Source organism: Pseudomonas grimontii (assembly GCF_007858185.1).
In the GTDB taxonomy this organism is placed as follows: Bacteria; Pseudomonadota; Gammaproteobacteria; order Pseudomonadales; family Pseudomonadaceae; genus Aquipseudomonas; species Aquipseudomonas grimontii.
Map to the genome: position 1 here is coordinate 21412 of NZ_VFES01000025.1, position 21927 is coordinate 43338.

Annotated in this window: 18 protein-coding genes; all 18 read right to left on the reverse strand. The window is 61.5% G+C overall.

Annotated features, from left to right (window positions below):
• Positions 1-8: 8 nt before the first annotated feature.
• The gene (locus tag FIV39_RS27975; protein ID WP_090401194.1) at positions 9-1730 is read right to left on the reverse strand and encodes a ShlB/FhaC/HecB family hemolysin secretion/activation protein; all 1722 of its coding nucleotides are present in this window, start codon (positions 1728-1730) and stop codon (positions 9-11) included.
• A 546-nt stretch (positions 1731-2276) separates the two neighbouring features.
• Complete coding sequence (gene pgaD / locus FIV39_RS27980) at positions 2277-2759, reverse strand: poly-beta-1,6-N-acetyl-D-glucosamine biosynthesis protein PgaD (protein WP_090401195.1); 483 nt, start codon at positions 2757-2759, stop codon at positions 2277-2279.
• A gap of 2 nt (positions 2760-2761) precedes the next feature.
• The gene (gene pgaC, locus FIV39_RS27985; RefSeq protein WP_090401196.1) at positions 2762-4102 is read right to left on the reverse strand and encodes a poly-beta-1,6-N-acetyl-D-glucosamine synthase; all 1341 of its coding nucleotides are present in this window, start codon (positions 4100-4102) and stop codon (positions 2762-2764) included.
• A 2-nt stretch (positions 4103-4104) separates the two neighbouring features.
• Complete coding sequence (gene pgaB, locus FIV39_RS27990; protein ID WP_090401197.1) at positions 4105-6102, reverse strand: poly-beta-1,6-N-acetyl-D-glucosamine N-deacetylase PgaB; 1998 nt, start codon at positions 6100-6102, stop codon at positions 4105-4107.
• Between the two features lie 12 nt (positions 6103-6114).
• Positions 6115-8595 (reverse strand): poly-beta-1,6 N-acetyl-D-glucosamine export porin PgaA, encoded by a 2481-nt coding sequence (pgaA, locus tag FIV39_RS27995; protein ID WP_090401198.1) that lies wholly within the window; start codon positions 8593-8595, stop codon positions 6115-6117.
• Between the two features lie 300 nt (positions 8596-8895).
• Entirely contained in the window at positions 8896-10392 is a 1497-nt protein-coding gene (locus FIV39_RS28000) for a YdgA family protein (RefSeq protein WP_090401199.1), read from the reverse strand.
• Between the two features lie 251 nt (positions 10393-10643).
• Positions 10644-11276, reverse strand: a complete 633-nt coding sequence (locus FIV39_RS28005; RefSeq protein WP_090401200.1) for an NADH:ubiquinone oxidoreductase subunit N — start codon at positions 11274-11276, stop codon at positions 10644-10646.
• Positions 11277-11371: 95 nt separating this feature from the next.
• A complete protein-coding gene (locus FIV39_RS28010; protein WP_090401201.1) occupies positions 11372-12814 on the reverse strand; it encodes an efflux transporter outer membrane subunit in 1443 nt (480 codons plus the stop codon).
• Complete coding sequence (locus tag FIV39_RS28015) at positions 12811-13701, reverse strand: efflux RND transporter periplasmic adaptor subunit (protein ID WP_090401202.1); 891 nt, start codon at positions 13699-13701, stop codon at positions 12811-12813. Before FIV39_RS28015 ends, FIV39_RS28010 begins: the two co-directional genes overlap by 4 nt.
• A complete protein-coding gene (locus FIV39_RS28020) occupies positions 13698-13907 on the reverse strand; it encodes a DUF1656 domain-containing protein (RefSeq protein ID WP_012721577.1) in 210 nt (69 codons plus the stop codon). The genes FIV39_RS28015 and FIV39_RS28020 overlap by 4 nt, the downstream gene beginning before the upstream one ends.
• The gene (locus FIV39_RS28025) at positions 13904-15982 is read right to left on the reverse strand and encodes an FUSC family protein (RefSeq protein ID WP_090401203.1); all 2079 of its coding nucleotides are present in this window, start codon (positions 15980-15982) and stop codon (positions 13904-13906) included. The genes FIV39_RS28020 and FIV39_RS28025 overlap by 4 nt, the downstream gene beginning before the upstream one ends.
• Complete coding sequence (locus tag FIV39_RS28030; RefSeq protein WP_090401204.1) at positions 15979-16389, reverse strand: MarR family winged helix-turn-helix transcriptional regulator; 411 nt, start codon at positions 16387-16389, stop codon at positions 15979-15981. The genes FIV39_RS28025 and FIV39_RS28030 overlap by 4 nt, the downstream gene beginning before the upstream one ends.
• A gap of 411 nt (positions 16390-16800) precedes the next feature.
• Complete coding sequence (locus FIV39_RS28035) at positions 16801-17217, reverse strand: hypothetical protein (protein ID WP_090401205.1); 417 nt, start codon at positions 17215-17217, stop codon at positions 16801-16803.
• A gap of 319 nt (positions 17218-17536) precedes the next feature.
• Entirely contained in the window at positions 17537-17866 is a 330-nt protein-coding gene (locus FIV39_RS28040; protein WP_143513839.1) for a hypothetical protein, read from the reverse strand.
• 74 nt (positions 17867-17940) lie between these two features.
• Positions 17941-19434, reverse strand: a complete 1494-nt coding sequence (locus FIV39_RS28045) for a Fic family protein (protein ID WP_090401206.1) — start codon at positions 19432-19434, stop codon at positions 17941-17943.
• Positions 19435-19531: 97 nt separating this feature from the next.
• The gene (locus FIV39_RS28050) at positions 19532-19777 is read right to left on the reverse strand and encodes a DUF2789 domain-containing protein (protein ID WP_090401207.1); all 246 of its coding nucleotides are present in this window, start codon (positions 19775-19777) and stop codon (positions 19532-19534) included.
• Between the two features lie 9 nt (positions 19778-19786).
• Entirely contained in the window at positions 19787-20398 is a 612-nt protein-coding gene (gene cysC, locus FIV39_RS28055; protein ID WP_090401208.1) for an adenylyl-sulfate kinase, read from the reverse strand.
• Positions 20382-21896: a TolC family protein gene (locus FIV39_RS28060; protein WP_090401209.1), complete on the reverse strand. Its 1515-nt coding sequence runs from the start codon at positions 21894-21896 to the stop codon at positions 20382-20384. The genes cysC and FIV39_RS28060 overlap by 17 nt, the downstream gene beginning before the upstream one ends.
• Positions 21897-21927 lie beyond the last annotated feature (31 nt).

Below are 21927 nucleotides of genomic sequence, written 5' to 3' on the forward strand. Positions count from 1 at the left end.
GCGTTGAATTACAGGTAGAAATCCAGGCGGAAATAGATCGGCGCTTCGCGCTCGGTCATCACGCCAGGTCGCTCCAGGGAGTGGGCAAAGGTCACGCTGGTGCTGACGTTTTTGCCGCGGGCGAACAGCTCCAGGGAGTTACTCGACACCCTGCCGTGCTGGTCATCGTTGTAGCGATCGTTGCGAATCACGCCCTGGTCATAGCCGACGCTGGCGCCGTATTCGGCAAAGGCGGGGCGCATCCAGTCGAGGGTCACCGGGCGCGCCCAGCGCACTTCGTTGCGCCAGTAGCCGCCGCTGTCGCCGGTCAGTTGCTGGTCCTTGAACCCGCGCACCGAGTACGAGCCGCCAAGGCTCATGCGTTGCGCCGGGTACAGCACGTCTTCACTGCGCTGTCCGGTGGCCAGGCTGGAAAAACTCAACGATTCGCCCCACAGCGTGAAGGGTTGCAGGTAGCTCACGGTGGCGGTGTATTTGCGGTAGCGCGGGGTTGGGGTGAGGTTGCCGCGGATGCGTTCCTGGTCGTCCTTTTGGGCGTCAAAGGCACCGGTGCCGTTCTGCATGCCGACATCCAGGTTGACGAAGGCGCTGCCGATGCGGCGCCCGTGGTTGATGCCCACCTGGAACTCGCTGAGGCGGTTGCTGCTGACGTCCAGGCGCTCGTCGTTGAAGTAGTTGTTGGTGCGCAGATGGGTCAGGCCGACGTTGACCGAGGTCTTGCTCACGTCATCGCGATGCACCACGCGCTCGGCACGCAGCTGGTGGTTCTGGCTGTCGCCTGTTTGCTTGTACTTGTAGCCGTCAAGGTCGCCCGGCGCGCGGTACTCGCTCTCACTGTAGGTGTAACTGAAGTTCCACCAGCCCCACGGCACGTTGTAGTAGAGCATGCTGTTTTTCGAGGTTTTCTGGTGGTCGCTGATCGCATCGTGGCCGCCGCGCAGGATCAGTTGATCGGCCAGGCCCAGCGGGCTGTCCCATTCCAGGCCCGCGCCCCACTGCTGTTCGCCGGTGCTTTTCTGGCCGTCGTTATTACGCGACAGGCTGGCGCGCCAGGGCTTTTGCGGCTGGTTCTTGACCAGCACTTCGCTGCCGCCGATCTGCGTGCCGGGGGTCAGTTCCATTTGCGCCTGCTTGGACGGCAAGCGGCTCAGTTGATCCACCAGTTGTTCGACCTCACGCAGGTTGAGTGCCTCGCCAACCTTGCCGGGAAACGCCATGGCCAGCTCGCGGTCGGTGACCGTGCTGCCCTGGGCGCCCTTTATGCCTTCGAGTTTGCCTTCGACCACCAGCACTTGCAGATGACCGCTGGAAAGGTCCTGTTGTGGCAAGTAGGCGCGGCTGGTGACGCGCCCCTTGGCGATGTAGTCGTCGGTGATGACCTTGAGCAGTTCATTGAGCTGCGTAACGCCCAGGCATTGGCCGATATAGGGTTTGAGCAGGCGGTTACGGTCGGCAGCGGAGAGGCTGTCGGCGCCCTTGAGCTCGATGTCCTGGATGGGGAAGCAACGTGTGTCCGCGGGCTGTGCCGGGGCCTGTGGCTGGTTGCTCTTGCCGGGCAGGTCCTGGAGTTCTTCCAGGCGCCGGCGCTGCTCTTCGAGCAGGCGGTTCTGGCGGTCGCGGATCAGGTCCTGATCACCCGGCGTAGGGGCGGCCAAGGCACTGTTTGCGCTCAAATAAGAGAGCAGCAAAGTGCACAGGAAATACCGAGTCCGTGGCAATAAAAAAGACATGTTCGGTCCGTCGAAATTCAAGGGCCGGAAAACTAACATCGAAATTGCGCCAACCCAAGAAACTGGGTTAGTTGAACTTCCACACTAGCCATCCACGCAACCAATTGATTAATAACAATAAAAAATAATCAAACAGACTCACAACCGTTAAAGGAAAGTATTAATCCGACAGGCGGCGGCTGTTTTGATAGCTATTCGTCGGAGAACTTATAATTGCCATTATTTAGCCATCAAGTTCTTGCCGAGATAAGTTAGTACCGAAAAAAGCAGATAAGTTCGCGGGGGTTTTGTGAATTGGATCGCAATAACCGGTATTGGCAGGGTGATAGCCCCATGTGGGGGGGTGGTAGGACGATTCGACTTGCTCCCGATAGCGTCTGATACACCGCGTTCGTCTTTACTGGGGCCGCTACGCAGCCCAACGCGGGACAAGCCCGCTCGCCACAACAGCTCTCTCGGCCGGGCGTTCAGCGTTGAGACAAAGTTGTGTAGGTACCTATGCCCATCGGGGGCAAGCCCCCCCCACATTGGATTGGGCTTACAGCCTTAGCTGGCGTCTTTGTTCTGAGACGCGCCAGGCACGAGGGTCAAGCCTGGTTTTTCCACGTCGCGGGAGACGTGGGCTTTGACTTCCGACACACCGCCGTCTTCGTCGTTGTGGATCACCAGTACGCCCGGACGGCGCAGTTGCTCCAGGTCGCCGTCGGCGAGGCTGAAGCTCTCGCTCAGGTTCTTGTCGGTGAGGGCCTTGGCCTCGGCGCGGCGCTGGGCGAACTTGCGCCCCTTGCGTTGCTGGTAGCGTGCCCAGGTGACCAGGATCACGGCGTTGAACAGCGCGATCCACAGGTAGATCTGCAGGGTGTTGAGCGCTGCAAAAATCGGCGCCTCGATGCGCGGGCCACCATGGGTTTCAAGCATCGAGGTGATCCCGCGCGCCAGCAGCCAGACCAGTCCGGCCCAGGCCATCAAGGTCAGGATCACGTCGATGAGCCACATCACAGTACTTTGGCGAGTTCTGACCAGTTTCATGCTCACGCCTCCTCTTCAACAGGCTTGATACCGCGATCCGGGCTGACCCAGCGCGCGCGCTTCTGGTGCTGGTTGAACAGCACCTTGGGGAAACTGACCAGGGTGGTGAACAGGCTGACCAGCCAGAACACCATCGGGTACCACACGGTCCAGAACAGGGTTTTCCACAGGTCTTTCTCGTAGCGGCGGTCGATCAGGATGCTCACTGCGAACTGCACCAGGCACACCATCGCCAGCACCAGGCCGGTAAAGGCCGGGGGAACCAGGGAGTCCACCATGATCGCCGGCGGCAGCACGATGAATTTGCCCATGACCCAGAAAATCACCGAGAGCAGGAAGGTAAAGGCCCAACCGGTGGACAGGCAGTACTCGAACAGCAGCGGCCACAGGTAGCGATGACGCCACTGCCAGATACCGCGGATGTTCTTGAACAACACTTCGGCGCCGCCCTGGGCCCAGCGCAGGCGCTGTTTCCACAGGCCGCCGACGGTTTCGGGCATCAGGATCCAGCACAGGGCACGCGGCTCGTAGAAGATGCTCCAGTGATCGAGTTGCAGCTTCCAACTGACATCGATGTCCTCGGTGATCATGTCGGTGCTCCAGTAGTCGATGCGGTCCAGCGCCTTTTTACGGAACGCTACCACCACACCCGACACCGTGAAGATCCGCCCGAATACGCGCTGGGTGCGCTTGATCAAGCCGATGATCGAGGAGAACTCACCTACCTGTACGCGGCCGATCAAGGTCGAGCGTGTGCGAATGCGCGGGTTGCCGGTGACCGCACCCAGACGCGGGTTGTCGAGCATCGGCGCGACCATGTAGGCCGCCGCGTTTTTATCCAGCAGCGCATCGCCGTCGATGCACACCAGGTATTCGCTGCGCGAGGCCACCGCGCCCATGCGCAAGGCCACGGCCTTGCCCTGGTTCTGCGCCAGGTGCAGCACCCGCAGGCGTGGATGCTCCAGCGCCAGGGCGTCGAGGACGGCGGCGGTGTTGTCCTTGGAACCGTCGTTGACCGCGATCACTTCGATGTTCGGGTACAACTGGCCCAGCGCCGCATGGATGGTGTCGGCGGCGTTATCCCCTTCGTTGTAGCAAGGGATGATGATCGAGATCAGCGGGTTGCCGGCCAGGGTTGGCGCCGGGGTGTCTTCTTCCCAGGGCCAGTGGCGCTCCCAGTGCAGCCAGAAGTACAAACCGCCGGCGATCCACAGCGCCGACATGAACAGCGGGTAGAAAAACACGAAGTCCATCAGGAACTGCCCGGTGACCAGGAAGATCAGGCCCAGGGGCACGCCTAATACCAGTGCCAGCACGAATAAAGCCAGGATTCTGTCGAACATGGTCAAGGGTTCCATTGGTTGGAAAGGGCCGGACGCACAGTCTTCAGGTCCGGGGAGTTTTCCAGGAAGTTGTCCGGGTAGTAGCCAAAACTCGTGACACCCTGGCGCTTGAGCACAGCCATCCATTCAGCCATCTGCACAGCGTCGATATCCGGCGCGGCCTTGGTGCGCCAGTCTTTGGCTTGCAGTTCGAACACCGTGCGTTCCATCGCGCCGGGACGCGCCTTGACCGTCGCCACCAGCTTCTCCAGCCAGGCATTGGAGGTCTTGTACTCCTGGCCTTCCATCAGCGGCATGGCCATCGGCGCGGTCCAGTCATAGGCCTGGAGGAAATCATCGAGGTTTTGGGCGAACCAGGCCTCGCTCGCCGGGTTGAGCATCGGCTCGGCGAAGATATTGCGCGCGGTCAGCACCTGCGGCCCACCGATGGCGTGGACCTTGGCGGTCAGCTCTTTGGTGAAGTCGATCAGGTAGCGGCTCTTGAAACGCGTCCAGCGCTGCATCACCGCCGGGTCGGCGCGCAGGGCCTCGATGCTGCCCGGCAGGCCGTTGGCGGCATAGGCCTTGAGCGCGGCGGGGCTGGCGTCTTCGAAGTCCGAGAGCACCGCATCGTCGTGGTACAGCACACCGTCGATGGCATTGTTGCGCGCCAGGTCTTCATAGATCTCGCCAATGATCTTGCGCACCTGCGGGTCGAACGGCGACAGGCGCTTGTATTGGTCCGGGTCTGTGCCGACCTTGCCGGTTTCCGGGTCCCAGCGCGTCACGCGGGGCAGCTTGGGATCGAGGGCAAAACTCAACACCGGCATCCACGCATACACGGCGGCATGGGCACGGGTATGCAACTGCCAGGAGACGCGGTTGAACAGGTCGGCGCGCACCGGCAAGTGACGGTTGGGGAAGTACAGTTCGTGCACCAGGCCATCACCCTTGGGGTCGGCGAAGGCTTGCAGGAACACCGTACCGGCGCCCATGTCCACCACGCGTTGCACCAATTGGTCGAGGTTGCGCGCTTGCTGGGCCGGGTCCGGGTCGTAGACGTTGTCCAGGTCCACATGCAGCACCCGCAGCGGCGCCGGGGTTTGCACGGCGACGATGCTGTTGGCGAAATGCTCGCCGTCCGGGTCGGAGGCCACCAGGAAGCGCGGGCTGTTCATCAAGTCATTGGAGCTGTCGAGACCGTCTTCCAGGGTCAGCGCCATCTGGTAGCCCTGCTCGCCGACGATTGCCAGCGAGGTGCCCTTGGCGGCGCCGTACGGCCACACCCATACCCGTGGTTTTTTGCCAGTCACGGTTTGGATCTTGTTGGAGATCGCCACGACATCCGCACGTAGACGAGCATCGAACTGCGCCTGGGTTTCATAGCGACCAGTGGCCGGGTCATAACGCAACGATGTCGCCGCCGGCTCAAGGTTGCCCTGGGGGTTGGCCAGGATCCCGGTGTGGCTGGCATCGGTATGCGCGGCGATTTCCACCAGGCCCGATTGCGACACTTCGCGGATCTGCTGCCAGGTGAGGAACTCGCCGCGCGGCCGTGGCGAGCCGGCGAAGTCCACCGGTTTGTTCATCGGCGTGTCGATCCAGTAGCCCACCGGCGCCAGCAAGGCCGGCCAGCGATAGGCGCGCAAAATCGGCATTACGCGGGTGTAGAAGCTGGAATAACCGTCATCGAAGCTGAGCATGATGGCTTTGGGCGGCAGCGCGGGGCCGCCACGGCGGGCAGCCAGGATCTGGTCAACGCTGACGGCCTGGTAGCCGTTCTCGCGCAGCCAGGCCAACTGTTCGATCAATCGCTCGGTGCGCACCGCCACCACGGCCTGGTCAGGATCGCGGTCCGACACGTCATGGTAGGCAATGCCCAGGAAGTGGTTTTTCGGCCACGCCGCTTCGTTGGGCGGTGTCGGCCGCTCGGCGGGTGGAGTGAAAGGTGCGGGTTGCTGGGCGCAGGCACTGGCCAGCAATACGCCCAGAACCAACAAGCAACGGCTGAGGAAGGTCATGGTCAGGCTCTTTTAGAAACGGTAAGTGAGGTCGACGAGCAGGCGTAGATCGCGTTCGCGATCGCCGTCATAAGGTCGGCTGATCAGGCTCAGGTTGGCGCCGGCTTCCAGGACGTCGTTCCAGCGAAAGCGTTGGCCATAGCCCACCAGACCGATGCCACCGGTGGAGTAATCCCGCTGGCTATACGTACCCGCACCGACCTGGAACTGCTGACTCCACTGGGTCTCGTAGCGGTGATAGAGCACATGGTTGATGTTGAGGACGGGCAACACGGTGAAGTCCGACTTCGGGTTGAAGTACACCGTGTCTTCCTTGCTGTTGCGGCTGGCGCCGACTTCCAGGCCCAGGTCCACTTGCACTTTCGGCGAGCTGTAGAGGCCTTCGCGGCCGCTGAGCAAGGCTTCGAAGCGGTCGTTGCCATCGCTGAAATGGGAGGGGCTGAGGGTCAGTTTCCATTCGCGGCTTTCATTGGCGCGCCAGCGGATAAAGCCGCTGCCGCCGTTGGCCGTGACCCCGTCATTCAACGCGCGCAACGGCGTGGTACTCAGCAGGTAGCCGAGGCTGCCGCCGTATTGCCAATTGTCGTTGATGTCGCGGGCAATCGAGATCGCGGCACCTTGTTTGGAGCCATCGCCGTAGGAATGGTTGGAGACCTCGGCTTCAATGGTCATGTCACGGGTGCGCCGCTCCACGCCCACGACCTGCCAGCGATGCTGGCCGGTGCCTTCGCTGAAATCGGCCTTGGCGTACCCGGCGCCCGCGAATACACGCCAGTCTTCGTCGATGGGCGGCGTGTAGATCCGACTCTCAATGCCCCAATCGCGGCTACCCGCGACAGCGCCCGCATCACCGTCATTGCCGCCGCCAAAACTTTTACCGGTATAGGCCTCGACCCGCAGCTCGGCCATGTCATGCACGTCGCGCAGGCGACTCAGGCGCTGCACCTGGCGGTTGTCCGGGTTGCGCGCGACCACATCGTCGGTGAGCACATCGAGCTGGCGCCACTCCTGCAGGTCCATGGCGGTGTAGGCCTGGCTCACTTCCAGGCCGATGTCGCGCGGGGCCTGGGCTTCGGTTTCCTTGAGAACGCCTTCGGCGCGCCGTGGCAGGTCGCGGGCGCGGTACATGTCAGCCTGGGCCAGGCGCAGGCCTACGTTGCCGGGGGCTTTCGCTACCAGCGCTTCCAGGCCAGCTTCACTGCCCGGCAGGTCGCCGCCGTAGACGCCGGCCTGGGCCGACAGTTGCTGGGCGTCCATCCACGCGTCGTTGGGGTTGCCGATGGGCAAGCCCTTGAGTTCGACCCGCGGGTTCTGGCTGTTGGCGAGTCCCTTGGCGACCTCGTTGGCATCCTCGCCCTTGTTGCTTTCCTGCAAGGCGTAGAACAGTGCGGTGGTGTCTTCGACCCGATCATCGGGCTCGGCGTCGGTGGCGCTCAGGGCCTGGCGGTACAGCGGCTCGGCTTGTTCCGGCTGGCGCTGATCGAGGTAGGACGCGGCCACCCAACGCACTGCGTAGGTCGGCAGTTGCACGCCTTCGGCCTTAAGCGTTTCGTATTCGCGGATCACCTCGGCGGTACGCGCACGCGCCTTGAGTGCACCGAGGCGGTCGATACGCCAGCGCACCACATCGTCATGGGCGGTGGCGTCAGGCGTCCAGCGGGCGAGCAGTTTGTCGTAGTCCGCCAGGGCCCGGTCGGCAATCACGTAACGTTCTTTTTCGCTGCGCGTGGCAAATTCGGCCATGCGCACGCGTTCGGCGGCGAGGTCGCCTTCCAGGCGGCGCTGGGTCACCGGGTCCAAGAGGCCAGGACGCTGGGCCGACAGGCGCAACGCGGCTTCCGGCAGGCGGGCCTTTTGCAGGGCGACGATGTATTCGCGGGCGACGTCAGGTTTGTCGCTGGCGCGGATAAACGCCTGGTCGAACTCAAACAGTGCGTCGTAGTTCAAGCCGGCGCGGGTCAGTGCATAACCCAGGGCCATGCGGCGGTTGGGGTCATCGGGCCTGGCCGCCACCAGCGCGCGAGTGCGCTGCACGGCTTCGCTGGTTTTGCCGCCGTCGGCCTGGGTCAGGGCCAGGCCCAGTTGCAGGTCGACATTGTTCGGTTCACGCAGCAACGCCTGGCGATAGACCGCCTCGGCCTGGGCCCATTGCCGCTGGTTGCGATACGTACGCGCAACGGTGGCGAGCGCCTGGGTGCTGAGGTTGCGGTTTTTACCCTGGGCCTCGTACACCTTCAGCACTTCGGCGTCCTGGCCGGCCCAACCGGCGATCACCACATGATCGCTGACCTGGCCTGGCGTCTGGCGCTCGGCGGACAGTTGGCGCAATTGGGTCAGGGCGGGGGTGAAGTTGCCGTTGCGCGCCTGAATAATCAGCGCGTCATAGGCCGGATCGGCCATGGCGAAGGTGGGCATCAGTAATTGGCTGCATAAGGCTGCCCCGACGAGCAGTCGCAACCGGCCTGATGCACTGAGTGGTAGGTTTCGCAACATATCGTGAGCTTCCTTACACACGGAAAGCTGTAACGATAGGTGGTCCTGAGCGAATTGCCGCAGGGTGCCGGCGTCTAATGACCCGGCCTAGCTTTCCTGTGTGAACTATCTCTTAGGAAAGTAGGAAAAAGACCAATTCAAAACAATTGTTCAGAATTGCGCGGCCCCTCTGAAATGTGAATGTGGGAGCGGACTTGCCTGCGATAACGGGGTGCCAGCCGACACGCGCGTCGACTGTTTGACCCTTATCGCGGGCACTCCCGCTCCCACATTATTTATTTCCGGGCGATGGCGAAATCTTTACTGTGCGCCGCTGACCGCGCCGACCTTGGCCATCACAAAACCAATGAATTGCTCGACGGTCATCTTCTGGCCGTTGAAGGTCACTTCATTGTTGGCGTAGTGCAACTTGGACACCACGTCGCTGCCGACCAGGGTCGCCAACTGAGTGCCGACCGCCATGCCGCTGACCATCTCGGCGGCCATTTGGGACTGCTGCTCAATGGCTTTCGGGTCGGTCACGCCACCGAGTTGCGCTTGCAAGGCGGCAACGTCGCCAATCATCGGCTTGGACAGGGTCAGGTTGGCATCCAGCAATGCAATCATCTGCTTGCCCAGTTCGACCGGTGGCAGCTCCATGGACGCCGGCTTGGCCAGGTCCACCAGCAGGTTGAATTTGCTTTCGCCATGGGTGGTTTTCAGGGACAGGTTTTCCACGGCTATTTGCGGCTTGGCGGCCAGGACCTGATTGACGTTCGCTTCGGCCAGGGCCTGCTCGGCTTCGGTCAGTTGCAGCTCAGGTGCGGGCTCGCCCGCTGCGGCAGCGGCTTGCACCGGCTGCATCTTGTCCTGGTAAAGCTTGGTCAGCACCAGCATGGCCGGGATGTCGACGTTCTTCATGCTCAAGGCCATGGCCGCCGAACCCACGGGTTTGCCCTGGTAGCCGATCTCGTCGATCTTGTAGTCGACACGGCCGGCCAGGTTGTTGTCCTTGGTTTCGCTGGAGTCTTTCTGCTCGAAGCCTTTGACCGTCAGCACGGCTTTCTGCGGGCCGAAGGTGAACGTGCTGTCGGTCAGCTCAACGGTGTTTTGCCCGGTGTAGAAGCCAAAGGTGGATTTTTCCAGGTTGCTGGCGAGGGTCAGGCCAGACAATTGAGCTTCGAAGTGTTCGCCCTTGCTGTCTAGCCCGGCGATCTTGAAGCTGTTCATGAAGCCGTCAGCCTTGACCTTCTGGCCTTCGGCGGTGCTGTCGAAATTCAGGTTGGCGCCAGAAAAGCTCGCCGAAGCTGCGGCGTCCTTGAACTCCAGGGGCAGCAATTCGATGTTACCGTTGACCGAGCGGCTATAGCCGATATTGGCCACGCCTTTGAGCGGCGACACGTCTTTAGCGGCGGCGAACCACTTCTCGGTGGTGGCGTTCTTTTCCAGTTCGTAGTGACTGGTGGCCATGACCGGCAACCATTTGAGCGTCACCAGGCGCGAGAACGGCAGCGGCCCGTGTTCGATATGGTCGACGAACAGCAGTTCCGGATTAGGGTTGTCTTCGCCGAAGACCGAACCCTGGCCTTTCAAGCGGTAATGGGCGGTGCTGCTGAACACGCCACGCTCCAGGGACACCAGCTCCAGGTCCACGGTGCCATCGACGCCCGCCATGGAGGTCCGCAGTTCCTTGTTGGCGTTCTGGATCGCGGTTTGCAGCACCGGCTCCAGTTGTTTACCGGTGTACCAGGCGCCGCCTGCACTAACGACGCCTACGGCGACAACAAAACCCAAAAGAACGACTGCTGGCTTATTCATGAAGTGACCTGATCAAATCCTGTGAGAAGTGGGCTGTCTTCCTTGGACCCTGTTGGGGTTGGCTCAAGCCCGCCGAAAAATCCGGGAGAGGTTAGCATAGGCTCCGTAGCAGCGGTCGAGCGCAGCGAGGCCGCGTTCGACTGCGAAGCAGTCGTAAAACCACGCACCTTGGCTTATCAAAAACCGTGCGTGCTGGTTTTACGAGGACTTCGTCCTCGAACGCGGCCTCGTTCTACTCGACCACTGCTACGTCAGGAATACTCCAATTCGATCTCGTCGAGCTGGTGGTCGAAGGTCTTCAGGCGCGCCGTCCAGGTGTACACCAGCACCTCAAACTCGCGGTGTATGACCGCATTGCCGGGGGTGTCGGTCTTGGGGTCGCAGAAGTCCAGTTGGTAGCGCTCACGAGCCATCTGCGTGGCAACGTCGGACAATTCCCGCGCGTTATTCAGCCAATGCCTGCCATCGGCGACCTGCCGATCAAGCAACACACACTGTTTTTTCAGAACGTCGAGACTTTTTTCCAGGGGCGTGCCGGTGAGGTCGCCCATGACTTCCTGGAAGGTGCGCCCCGGCTGCCAATAGCTGCCCCAGAAATAGCGGTCGAACACGGTTTCGACCCGACGCAGCGCGACCTTTGTATCCCAGATCGCCACGCGGGTCTTGCCTTGTTCGAGGAGTTTTTTCTTCACGCGTTGGTTCTGGTAGGAGGCCCAGGCCACCACGCCGATGGACAAGGAACCGATCACCAGGCAGGCGCTGTCGAGAAACACCATGGCCTTGTCGAGTTGATGGGCGAGCATGACGCCGTAGAAATACGCGGCCGATAACAACACCAGTGCGAAGAGCACGCACCAGAAAGCGGGAGCATAAGGGTTTTTCATTATTGGAATCCCCATGAGCAAACGCGAGCAGTGTCTGGGGAGCGCCTGCCCGTCAAACCGCAGTGCGCTCCACCTGACAAAGCATAGTCATTCGCTCAGGGTTTGCCGGGCTGTGACGCTTGCGTTCGTCCGCTTTCCCAGCCGCCGCCCAGGGCCAGGAACAGATCGATCTGGCTCATGGCAACCTGGGTGTTCGCCGCCGCCAGTTGCGCGCGCATCGCGGTGTAGGTGCGGGTGGCTTGCAGGTCGGCGAGGAACGATTCACGGCCAGCCTGGAAGAACCGGTGGGTCTGGTCCGCAGCCTCTTGGGCCGATTGCTCGGCGTCAGCCAGCGCCTCGCGCCTTTGCAACACGGCGGTGTATTGCGCCAGGCCGGTCTGGGTTTCGCGGATGGCGTTGAGTACCACACCGTCGAAATGCGCCAGCGCGCCCTGGGTCGCGGCTTCGGCCTCGTGGATGCGCGCACGGGCGCCGTTGGTCGGCACCGTCCAACTGATCATCGGACCGAAGCCCCAGCGGTTGGTCGCGGGCTGTCCGAGGTTGTCGAGCAGACCCACGGTGCCCACCGTGGCGCCGATGGCGATGTCCGGGTACAACGCGCCGGTGGCCACGCCGATACGCGCGGTGGCGGCGGCCAGTTGGCGCTCGGCCTGGCGCACGTCGGGGCGACGCTTGAGCAGTGCCGCACCGTCGCCCACCGGCAACAGTTGGGCGATGTGCGGCAACTCGGCGCAGCTGCCGGTGCCCGCCGGCAGTTGGTCGACGGGCTTGGCCAGCAGCATCGACAGGCGGAACAGCCCGGCCTGGCGCGCCGCTTCGTAGCGCGGCATGTCGGCGCGCAAGGATTTGTATTGGGTTTGCGAGCGGGTGACCTGGGTTTCATCACCACGGCCCGCGTCGCGCAGGCGTTGGGTCAGCTTGGTGCTCTGGGCTTGCAGGTCGAGGGACTCGTTGGCAATCGCCAGCTCTTCGTTGGCCGCGCACACCTGGGTGTAGGAGCGCACCACATCGGCCACCAGGGTGATGCGCGCAATATCCACGGCGGCCTGGGCCGCATCGGCGCTGGCCTGGGCGCTTTCGATGCCACGTTGCAAGGTGCCGAACAGATCGAATTGATATGAGGTGGTAATGCCTACGCTGCCGATGTTATCCACCGGCACTTTTTCCGCCTGCAAAAAAGCTTCGCCGGATTCCTGCAGGCGCTGCACCTCGGCCTTCGCACCGGCACTCCAGCCGCCGGCGGATTCAGCCTGTTGGGTCTGATAGCGCGAGCGCTGCAGGTTGGCGGCCGCCACGCGCAGGTCGGTGTTGGAGGCCATGGCCTGGCGCACCAACTCGTCCAGGCGCGGGTCCTTGTAGAGCTTCCACCAGTCGGCCGGCACTGGCGCCGATACCACGTTGTGGCCCTCACCCGCCAGGTGCCCCTGCAGGTCAGCACGGTTGACGGCAGACGTTGGCGGCAGCTTGTAATCCGGCCCCACCACTTGGCAGGCCGACAGCAACAACCCCAGCGCAGCGGTTGCCCAAAGCTGCTTCATGGCTTGGCTCCCTCATTGGGTTTGTCGCCAATAATCGACACGGTGGCCGTACGCCCGGCGATCATGCGGAAGTCCGCCGGTACATCGTCAAAGGCGATGCGCACCGGAATCCGCTGGGCCAGGCGTACCCAGCTGAACGCCGGGTTGACGTTGGGCAGCAGGTTCGAGCCGCTGCTGCGGTCGCGGTCTTCGATACCGGCGACGATGCTCTGCACATGCCCGTGCAGGCGGGCGTTGTCGCCGATCACACGGATGTCGACGCCCATGCCGACGTGGATACCGTCGAGCTTGGTCTCTTCGAAGTAGCCGTCGATGTGGAACGAATTGCTGTCCACCACCGACAGCACCGGGCGCCCGGCGGTGACGAACTCCTGGGTACGCGGCGCGCGGTCGTTGACGTAGCCGTCCACCGGGCTGCGGATCACCGAGCGGTCGAGGTTGAGTTGGGCCGAATCCACCGTCACTTGCGCTTCGGCCAGGGCCGATTGGGCGCGGGCAACGCGGGACTGGCTTTCTTCCAGTTGCTCGCTGGGCACCAGGTTGCCGAGGCCACGGTTACGCTTGTACTCGCGCTGGGCCTGGGCCAGGGTTTCCTGGCGGTCGGCCACGGCGGCCTGGGCTTGGCGCAGGGCCAGCTTGAAGCGGTCCTGGTCCACGGCAAACAGTACCTGGCCCTTGGTCACCAGTTGGTTGTCACGCACATCGACGCGCTGGATCAGCCCGGATACGTCCGGCGCGATCTGCACGATGTCGGCACGGATGTGCCCGTCACGGGTCCAGGGCGCAAACATGTAGTACATGACCATGCGCCACACAACGACGACCGCGAAGCTCACGATCAACAACGTCAGGACTACACGGCCGATGGTCAAAAAAGGTTTTTTCATGTCATCAGGTATCGACTGAGTGAGTCCACCGCGCCCAGCAACAGCGCGTAGAGCCCCACATTGAACAATGCCCGGTGCCAGACCAGGCGATAGAAGTGGACGCGGGTCAACAGCCCGTGCACCACCAGGAACAACACGTACGTAATGCCCATCAGCACCAGCAGCGTGGGCAGGAACACCCCGCTGATATCCAGATCACCGATCATAAAGGCGCTCCATCGGGTAGCGGCGCTTCCATCTCCGTGCCGCCAATGAATTCCACACCCGGCAACAACGCCAGGCGCAGGCCGGCCAGCGCGTGCAACAGGTGCAGGCGGGTATCGTCTTCGTCTTGCAGGCCCTGGCCGTTGAGGGCGCGGCGCGTGCGGTCGAGGGTCATCAGCAGACCGCTGGGCGCGGGCAAGCGTTCACCCGCCTTGAGGCAGGCCTTGAAGTAACCGCCCACGCCTTCCACCACCTGGTTGAGCAGCACCCGCGGTACGCCGAGGATGCGCGGCGAATAGGCCAGCAGGTCGAGCAGGTTGAGCGCCACGCGCAAGTCGCGCAGGGCGCTGCCGGTGTCCTGGTTAATCAACGCCAGGCGCGGCAGGTGCTGCATCAGGCGGTCGAGCATTTGCACGGCCAGGTAGCGGTGTTCGTTCAGGGTGGCGGGCTCGGTCAGGCCGACGATGTCGCGCCAGCTGAAACGGGTCAGGCGCTTGGCTGCCAGTTCGGCGCCGAACGGCCGTGCGATCAACGTCCACACAAAGGCGAACAACAGGCCCACGGGCCCGGCCAGGTTGACGTTGGCGAAGTTGAGGAAGTCCGCGTCGTAGGCGCCCTGGATGCTGATGAACGACGAGGTGTTTACCAGCGTCAGCAGCATGCCCAGGTAAAAACGCGGCTGCACGGTCAGCGTGCCGATGCAGATAAACGGCACCGCGAACGCCAGCACCAGCATCGGGAAGTCATGCAGGTTGGGCAGTACCAGGAACAGATAGAGGCTGGCGAACAGCACCGACATGGCGGTCCAGAAAAAGAACCGATAGATCTGCGGCGCCGGGTCGTCCATCGAGGCGAAAAAGCTGCAGGCCACCGCTGCCAGGATCACCGCGCTGCCGCCGTCGGTCCAGCCCAGCAGAATCCACAGCACCGAAGCGACAATGATCGCGGTGACGGTGGAAAACGCCGAGTAGAACATCAGGCCACGGTCAAGGAACGGCGTGAGCCGGCCCAGGCGCCAGTGGCGGTAAACGGCGCGCCAGGAGTCCTGGCTCTCGCACTGGATGGCGGCTTGCAGGCTGCGACAGTCTTGCCACAGGTCGATCCACTCACCAAGGCGGTAGAGGGCGTTGGAGAACAGCAGCGTGTGGCGGTCGTCCAGCGCTTCGCCGTGGGGTTGCAGGGCGTCGACCTGGTCACGCAGGGCGCGCCAAAGTTCCAGCGGTGCGCTTTCCGTGGTGTTTTCCAGCCACTGCCGGCTGGCTTCCAGCAGCGGCGTGAGCGGGTCGAGAAACTGCGGCGCGCGGTGCTCGATGGCGTACAGCGCATCGTCGAGGGCATCGATCACCGGCAACAGATGGATCATGCGCCCGCGCAGTTCCTTGGTGTTGCGCACCGTCTGCGGCCGCGCGCCTTCGTGGGGCAACTGGCCAATCATCAACTCAAGGGTATTGAAGGTGGCAACCATGCCGCCGCGCAGGGTGCTGACTTCTTCCGGCTGCACATTGCGCGAAAGAAAGCGCTGGCTATAGACCTGAGCGTCGCTGAACCACTTGGCCACCGAACCATCGAACACCGGCATCAGCCGCCGTGGCCAGAACATGGCGCCCACCACCGCTGCGACCGCGATACCGAGGAAGATTTCTTCGGTACGCGCCTCGGCGACATCCCATACCGCCAACGGGTTATCCACCACCGGCAGGGCGATCAGCGGCAAGGTGTAGCCGGCGAGCATCAAGGCATAGTTGTTGGCGGTGCGCAGGTGCATCGAGAGGAACAGCAAGGTGCCCGTCCACAATGCGATCACCACCACCAGGATGTACGGCGACTGCACGAACATCGGCACAAAAAACACCGCCGCCGCCGCCCCCATCAAGGTGCCGATGGCGCGGTACAACGCCTTGGAACTGGTAGGGCCGACAAACGGGCTGGAGACGATATACACCGTGGCCATCGCCCAGTAGGGACGCGGCATTTGCATGAGCATGGCGATGTACAGCGCGATCATGGACGCGGCGAATGTACGAACCCCATAGAACCAGTCACGGGCGGGCGGAAAGCCGGTAAAAAATCCGCTCAAAGCGTCGCCGCCTCAAAAGCCCGCAGTACACGCAGTGCCGCTTCCATGTCGGCGGTCGCAATGTCCGCCAGCACTTCGCGACGCAGGCGCACCAGTTGCATCTCCACCGCCTGCACCAACTCGCGACCTCGCTCGGTCAGGCTCAGGGCCTTGGCGCGGCGGTCGTGGATGTCTTCGGTACGGCACACATAGCCGTCATGGCACAGCCGGTCGAGCAGGCGCACCAGCGACGGGCTTTCCATCCCGGAGGCCTGGGCGACTTTTACCTGGTGCACCCCGTCGCCCAGGCGGCCGATCATCAACAACGGCACGGCGCAGGCTTCGGAGATGCCATAGCTCACCAGCGTGCTCTGGCAGATTTTGCGCCAGTTACGGGCGCCCACCACCATGCTGCTGCTGAGGTTCATCTGGAGTTGTTCGAGGGATTGAGGCACTGGATAGTTCGCATAAAGTTAGTTTGCTAACTATCAATATGATGGACGCATCGAATTGCGTCAAGTTTAGAAACAATTTAGCGATGGATGGAGCGATCCAGTGACAACACCGCAGGACGAATGTGGGAGGGGCTTGCTCCCGATAGCGGAGCGTCAGTGAACAGATTCATTAGATGATCCACCGCCATCGGGGGCAAGCCCCCTCCCACCTTTGGATCGGTGTCGGCTTCAGGGTTGCTGTGCGGCCTGGCCATCCAGGCGGCGCTTGTTTTGGCCCATCACATCGCGCAGGGGGATCCGTGTGGCCGTGACCAAGTGGATGGTTGGGTCTGTGCAACCGGCTTATTGAGCGCTCAGTCTCCTAAGCGGCCCTGCTGGAAAACATCAGCACCTTTTGCTCCACCGCCAGACGCTCCAGATTTTCACTGCCTCGGACGCAACGACTAACGCAACCATTAACACCAAGTTGTAGTTAGGAAAAAACTGAGCACCTACCAGCAACAGCGAAACAGAAGGCACAATAAAAGCCAATCGCAAGGGTGTTTGAAGGTAAGTAACCCACCTCACCTGTTCATGTCCAAGAAAGAACAGCAAGCACGAGATTACGATGGAAACTTGCAGCAGCATGGCAAAGCCGAACATGTATAACTGCACAACACTATGATCACGCAGCCCCCATAAAGCACTTTCAAGATCGCTCAAATAAGGAATTCTTCCCGCTATTGCGCTGGCCACTGCATACCGAATCAGATAGAGGGCATCCATGGCTCCCCAAAACCAAAAAACATGCTTGCGCGTCATTTTCCTGCTTCCTTGTACTCATAGGCCACATCCGGTGTTACAGGCTGCCAATGCCATGACTTACCACCCACCTGCCAGTTGTCATCGCCCTCCAGATAACGTTGTTTTATATGCCGCAGCTCTCCATACCGACGCTCAACTGATCGGTGGGCAAGTTGATCATCTCGACTATCAAGCCTTACCCACCGTTGAGTCATAACTCTAGTGGTGTTCGCGAGACCTTTCCCATCCGAGAGAAATACCCTTCCCTCATCAGCTGCTGAAACTAACCGATTAGCAGCGAGTATCGCGGTATTTTTAACTCCATCGTAATCGATGCTTACCTTCTCCCATTTGCCAGGCCGACATAAAGTCGGCGTCCCATTAGATGTCCATATTTAACGCGACATTCGCGACTTAAAGGGAGAAAGGGATAGTCCATCACAAACAACCACTCACCGGCTGCCTGTTTATCCAAAACCCGCCGTTGGTCTTTTTCAGCGGAGCAGCAAACGGGAGAAAGACCGCACTCACTGAGCAATTCACTCAACCCGGGCAGCGCATATGGGGCACGAAAAAACTCTCGAACTTTTAATCCTGCAAAATAGGGACTCTCGATCTTTGTGAGTTCATAGCCTTCAATTTCGTTGTGTGGGACCAGGCGTTTCACGTTGTGTCCAGAGCAGGGAGTTAGCGCCTGTTAATAGCGACTCCCTCCCACCGGCCACTATCGTCCACTTCCGTTTAGTCGATAGGAAATTTCCCAATGTCACGCAGAGCATCCCCCACCTCCTCCTCAATAAACTCAAACACCTCCTCCGACACGCTGTACTGAAACTGCTTGCGTCGGTGCTTGGAAACCTTGCCCTCGTTATCCAGGCACATCATTACCAACTTCGACAAATCGCTGCCGCGCACATCAAAGCGTTGATTCACGGCCTTGATCACGCGGTCGTAGCGGTCCAGAAATTCGGTTTCTTCGCGCAGTTCCACTTCCAGCGCGCGGCGGGCCATTTGCAGGGTGAATTCGACGCAGTGAGTGGCGTCCCAGTAGCGGTAGATCGAGGGGTGGCCGATGAAGTCGAAGGCCATTTGATCGCCGTCCAGCCACGTGACGTTCCAGAATTCACGCGTCGGCTGGGAAAAGGCTTTGAGTGCAGCCAGATAGGCTTGCTCTTCGTGCTTCATCGCGACGGACACCGGCAGCAGCAGGCCGTTTTCCAGTGCCCCGTAATGGCAGAGCGTTTGATGGATCAGGAAGCGCGACAATCGCCCGTTGCCGTCCATAAACGGGTGCAGGAATACGAAGCCGAACGCAGTGACCGCCGCCGCTACCAAGGGGTCGACCTCACGTACAGGCTGATTGGCGAAGGCCATCAGCTCTTCCATCAGTTCCTGGCAAAGTTCAGGGGCTGGAGGAACATAGCTGACGCCCGCCGCACCGCGCAGGCCGTTGTGCAGATGATTCTGCTCATGGCGAAACGCGACGGCTTTGTCGAAGGGGTTGGAGACGGTGTTGTTCTGCAGATCTACCAAGTAGTCTTCGGTCAGCAAGCGGCCTTCGTGGGCCTGACGTAATAGATGAACGAAGCGGCGGGATTTTTCTTCGCTGGGTTGTTCTTTTTCGATGGCGAACGAGTCGCGCGTTTCGTGGAAGTAGGCCCACTGGATGGCACGGTCCATCATTTCGGGTGGGAGGGTGGCCATGAAGGATTTGGCGCGGCCGAGGATGTCGAGGCTCCGTAAAGCGTCAATTTCCGGCGTCCGCTCTACGGTCGCGCAATAAGCCAAAGAGCCCAGCCCATTAAAGTCGATGCGCCAGCGGGAATTACGCGTTGACGGTCCCGTCACGTAACGTTGAGGGTCAAACAAGGGAGAAACGCGGCTATTGATCGGCTTGCTGTAATTGAGCTGCTGAAGGGTCAGGCCTTCCCATAAGTAACAGACCTTGCGAATAAATACTCCGTTAGGTGCCTTATCCAGCTCGTTCAATAACTGGTCTGCGCTGACGGTTTCAAGCGCCTGAGCCAGAATGCCAAGGTTGATACCTTCGTGTTTGAGGGCGAAAAGAATATGGTCGAGCACTGCGCCAGTGACGGGCGCAACAGCCTGAGGAACCGCGAGGCAATCACCTATGATCGAAATCCGGGTGACTGGCTTGATCATCGCGGCCCGGGTAGGCGCAATGGCTTTTAACCCGAGGGATTGATGGAGATGGGCATAACCAACAAAAGACATCGCGCAACCTCAAAAAAAGTTCACTTACGCGATTAAAGCCCAGTTTTTTTCAACTCTCACCCGATTTTTTCAAGTTTTCGCGATTTCTCTAATTTTTTTACACCCCTCGCCCACCCCGCAACATCAGATTTAACTCATCCACCACTTCCGCCCAATCCGCATCGTCCAGAATTTCCTCACGCAAAAACGCTCTCTGGCTGTCTGTCCAAAAAAACGCATCTGCCAATTTCAGATCCGGCTTGAGTGGCGAGTGGGCGGTCACAAACTGATCAATACTGACCGGGTCATCCGGCAGTCCAAGCTGTTTGAACAGTGACGGCAAGCTGTGCACGGGCGATTGCATGGCGGACTCCTAAGAAGAGGATTTCCCAGAGTCTAGTTCAGGCACCAGCCAGGCCAACAGCCGCTCGACGCTCTGCGGTGCCGACAGCACGCCGGTATCCAGTACCAGCGACGCGTGGGGCGGTGGCTCGTAGGGCGAACCAATGCCGGTAAAACCCGGTAGCTCGCCCCGCCGTGCGCGTGCGTAATGGCCCTTGGGGTCGCGCTGCTCACAGACGGCCAGCGAGGCACTGCACCACACTTCGCGATAGTCAGCCCCCAGGCGCTCGGCAAAGACCGCGCGCAATTGCACCAGGGGCGCAATCAGCGCCAGGATCACGATATGCCCGTGGTCCACCAGCAGCGCCGCCAGTTCGCTGGCGCGGCGGATGTTTTCCAGGCGGTCACTGTCGGCAAAGCCCAGGTCTTTGTTGAGCCCGACGCGCAAGGCATCGCCGTCGAGCACGATGCTCTGGCGGCCTTGTTCGAAGAACGCGGCCTGGAGGCCCTGGGCCAGGGTCGACTTGCCCGAGGCGGGCAAGCCGGTGAGCAGGATCGCCACACCGCGATGGCCATTGCGCGCCTCGCGTTGACGGCGGGTGATGCTCGCCGTCGGCGCCACCAGGTTATTGGACGAGGGCACGCGGCACCGGTGCGGTGATGTTGCCGGCGGCCCAGGCCGATTCACGGCTGGCCAGGGCGGTGGCGATGCTTTGCACGCGGTCGGAGTCCAGTTGCTCCGGTAGCGGGTCGAGACCGGCGCTGGCGAAGATCTGGCCGTAGGCGTTGCGCAGGTCAGCGTAGGCCAGGTCGCGGCGCAGGTCGGCTTGCAGGGTGTTGAGCTCGCCCTGGATCAGGTCGAGTTCGCCCAGGCCCGCCGCTTCGTGACGGTTGCGCAGTTGGGTGAGGATTTGCCCGTCGATATTGGCCAGTTGTTCGTTGGTCTTGAACTGGCGCACGGCGTCCTGGAAGTTGGCGTTGGCCACGTAGACCTGCGCCAATACCGCGATGGACATGGCCTGGCGCCGAGCGGTAGCGACTTCTTCACCGGCCTTGGCGACGTCGATGGCGGCCGGGGCGGAGATCACGTTGAACAGATTCCAGGTGATCTTGGCGCCGTAGTCGGCCCAGCGGTTGTCCACCAGGAACGAGTTGCTGTCGTAATGGCCGCCGGCGGAGAACTCCAGGCCGGGCAACAGGCGCAGCATGGCTTTGCGGGTTTCGGCGGCGCTGATGCGGGTCTGGTAGTCCTGCTCGCGCAGTTCGGGACGATTGGCCAGGGCTTCCTGTTCCAGGCTCGCCAGGTTGACCTTGAGCTGGGGCACCACGTAATCGTCCGGCGTGGCCAGTTTCAGGTCGGTGCCCATCGGCAAGTTGATCAAGGTCGCCAGTTCGGTCTTGGCCAGGGACAAGGCGCGGCGCTGTTCCTGCAACTGGCGCGTGGCTTCGATCAGCGAGCGCTGGTATCCAAGGGCCTGGATCGGGTCGCCGATGCGCTGTTCGCTCATGTTCTGGCTGTCGGTCTGGGCCTGGTCGACCCGTACCATCAGGCTGTCGATCTGGGTCAGCAGACGCTCGGCCGCCACCGCTCGCCAATAGGCCGAGCGCACGTCCTGGACGATGGTGTTGATGACCTTGCGCCGACGCTCCTGGATGATCAGGCGCTGGTCGCCTTGCTGTTTGGCACTGATGTAGCTGACGCCGAAGTCGAGGACGTTCCACACCATGGTCAAGTCCGCCACACGGCGGTCGCGGTCCTGGGAGGTCGACGGTTCCAGGGACTGGGTGCCGGTGAGCACGCTCTGGCTGCTGGAGGCGTTGGTGTTGTTGCGCCCAGCGTAGCCGGCGGACAGCGCCATGCGCGGCAACATGTCAAAGCTGGAGAGGTCCGACTGACGCTTGGCCAAGGCTTCTTCCATCACCTTCAAACGGCCTTCGAGGTTGTATTTCACGGCGCGGGCCATGGCCTGGTGCAAGGTAAGCGGGCCGCTGAGGGGTTCCTGCCCCGTGTACATACCGTGCAGATCATTGCGGGCGCGTTGCTCGCTGACACTGCGCTCAATCGGCTCACTGGTGACCGCGCAACCGCTGATCGCCAGCACCAGCACGCTGGCGCCGAACAACTTATGACGTGTATTCATCCTTGTACTGCCCCTGTTCCTGCGTCGAAAT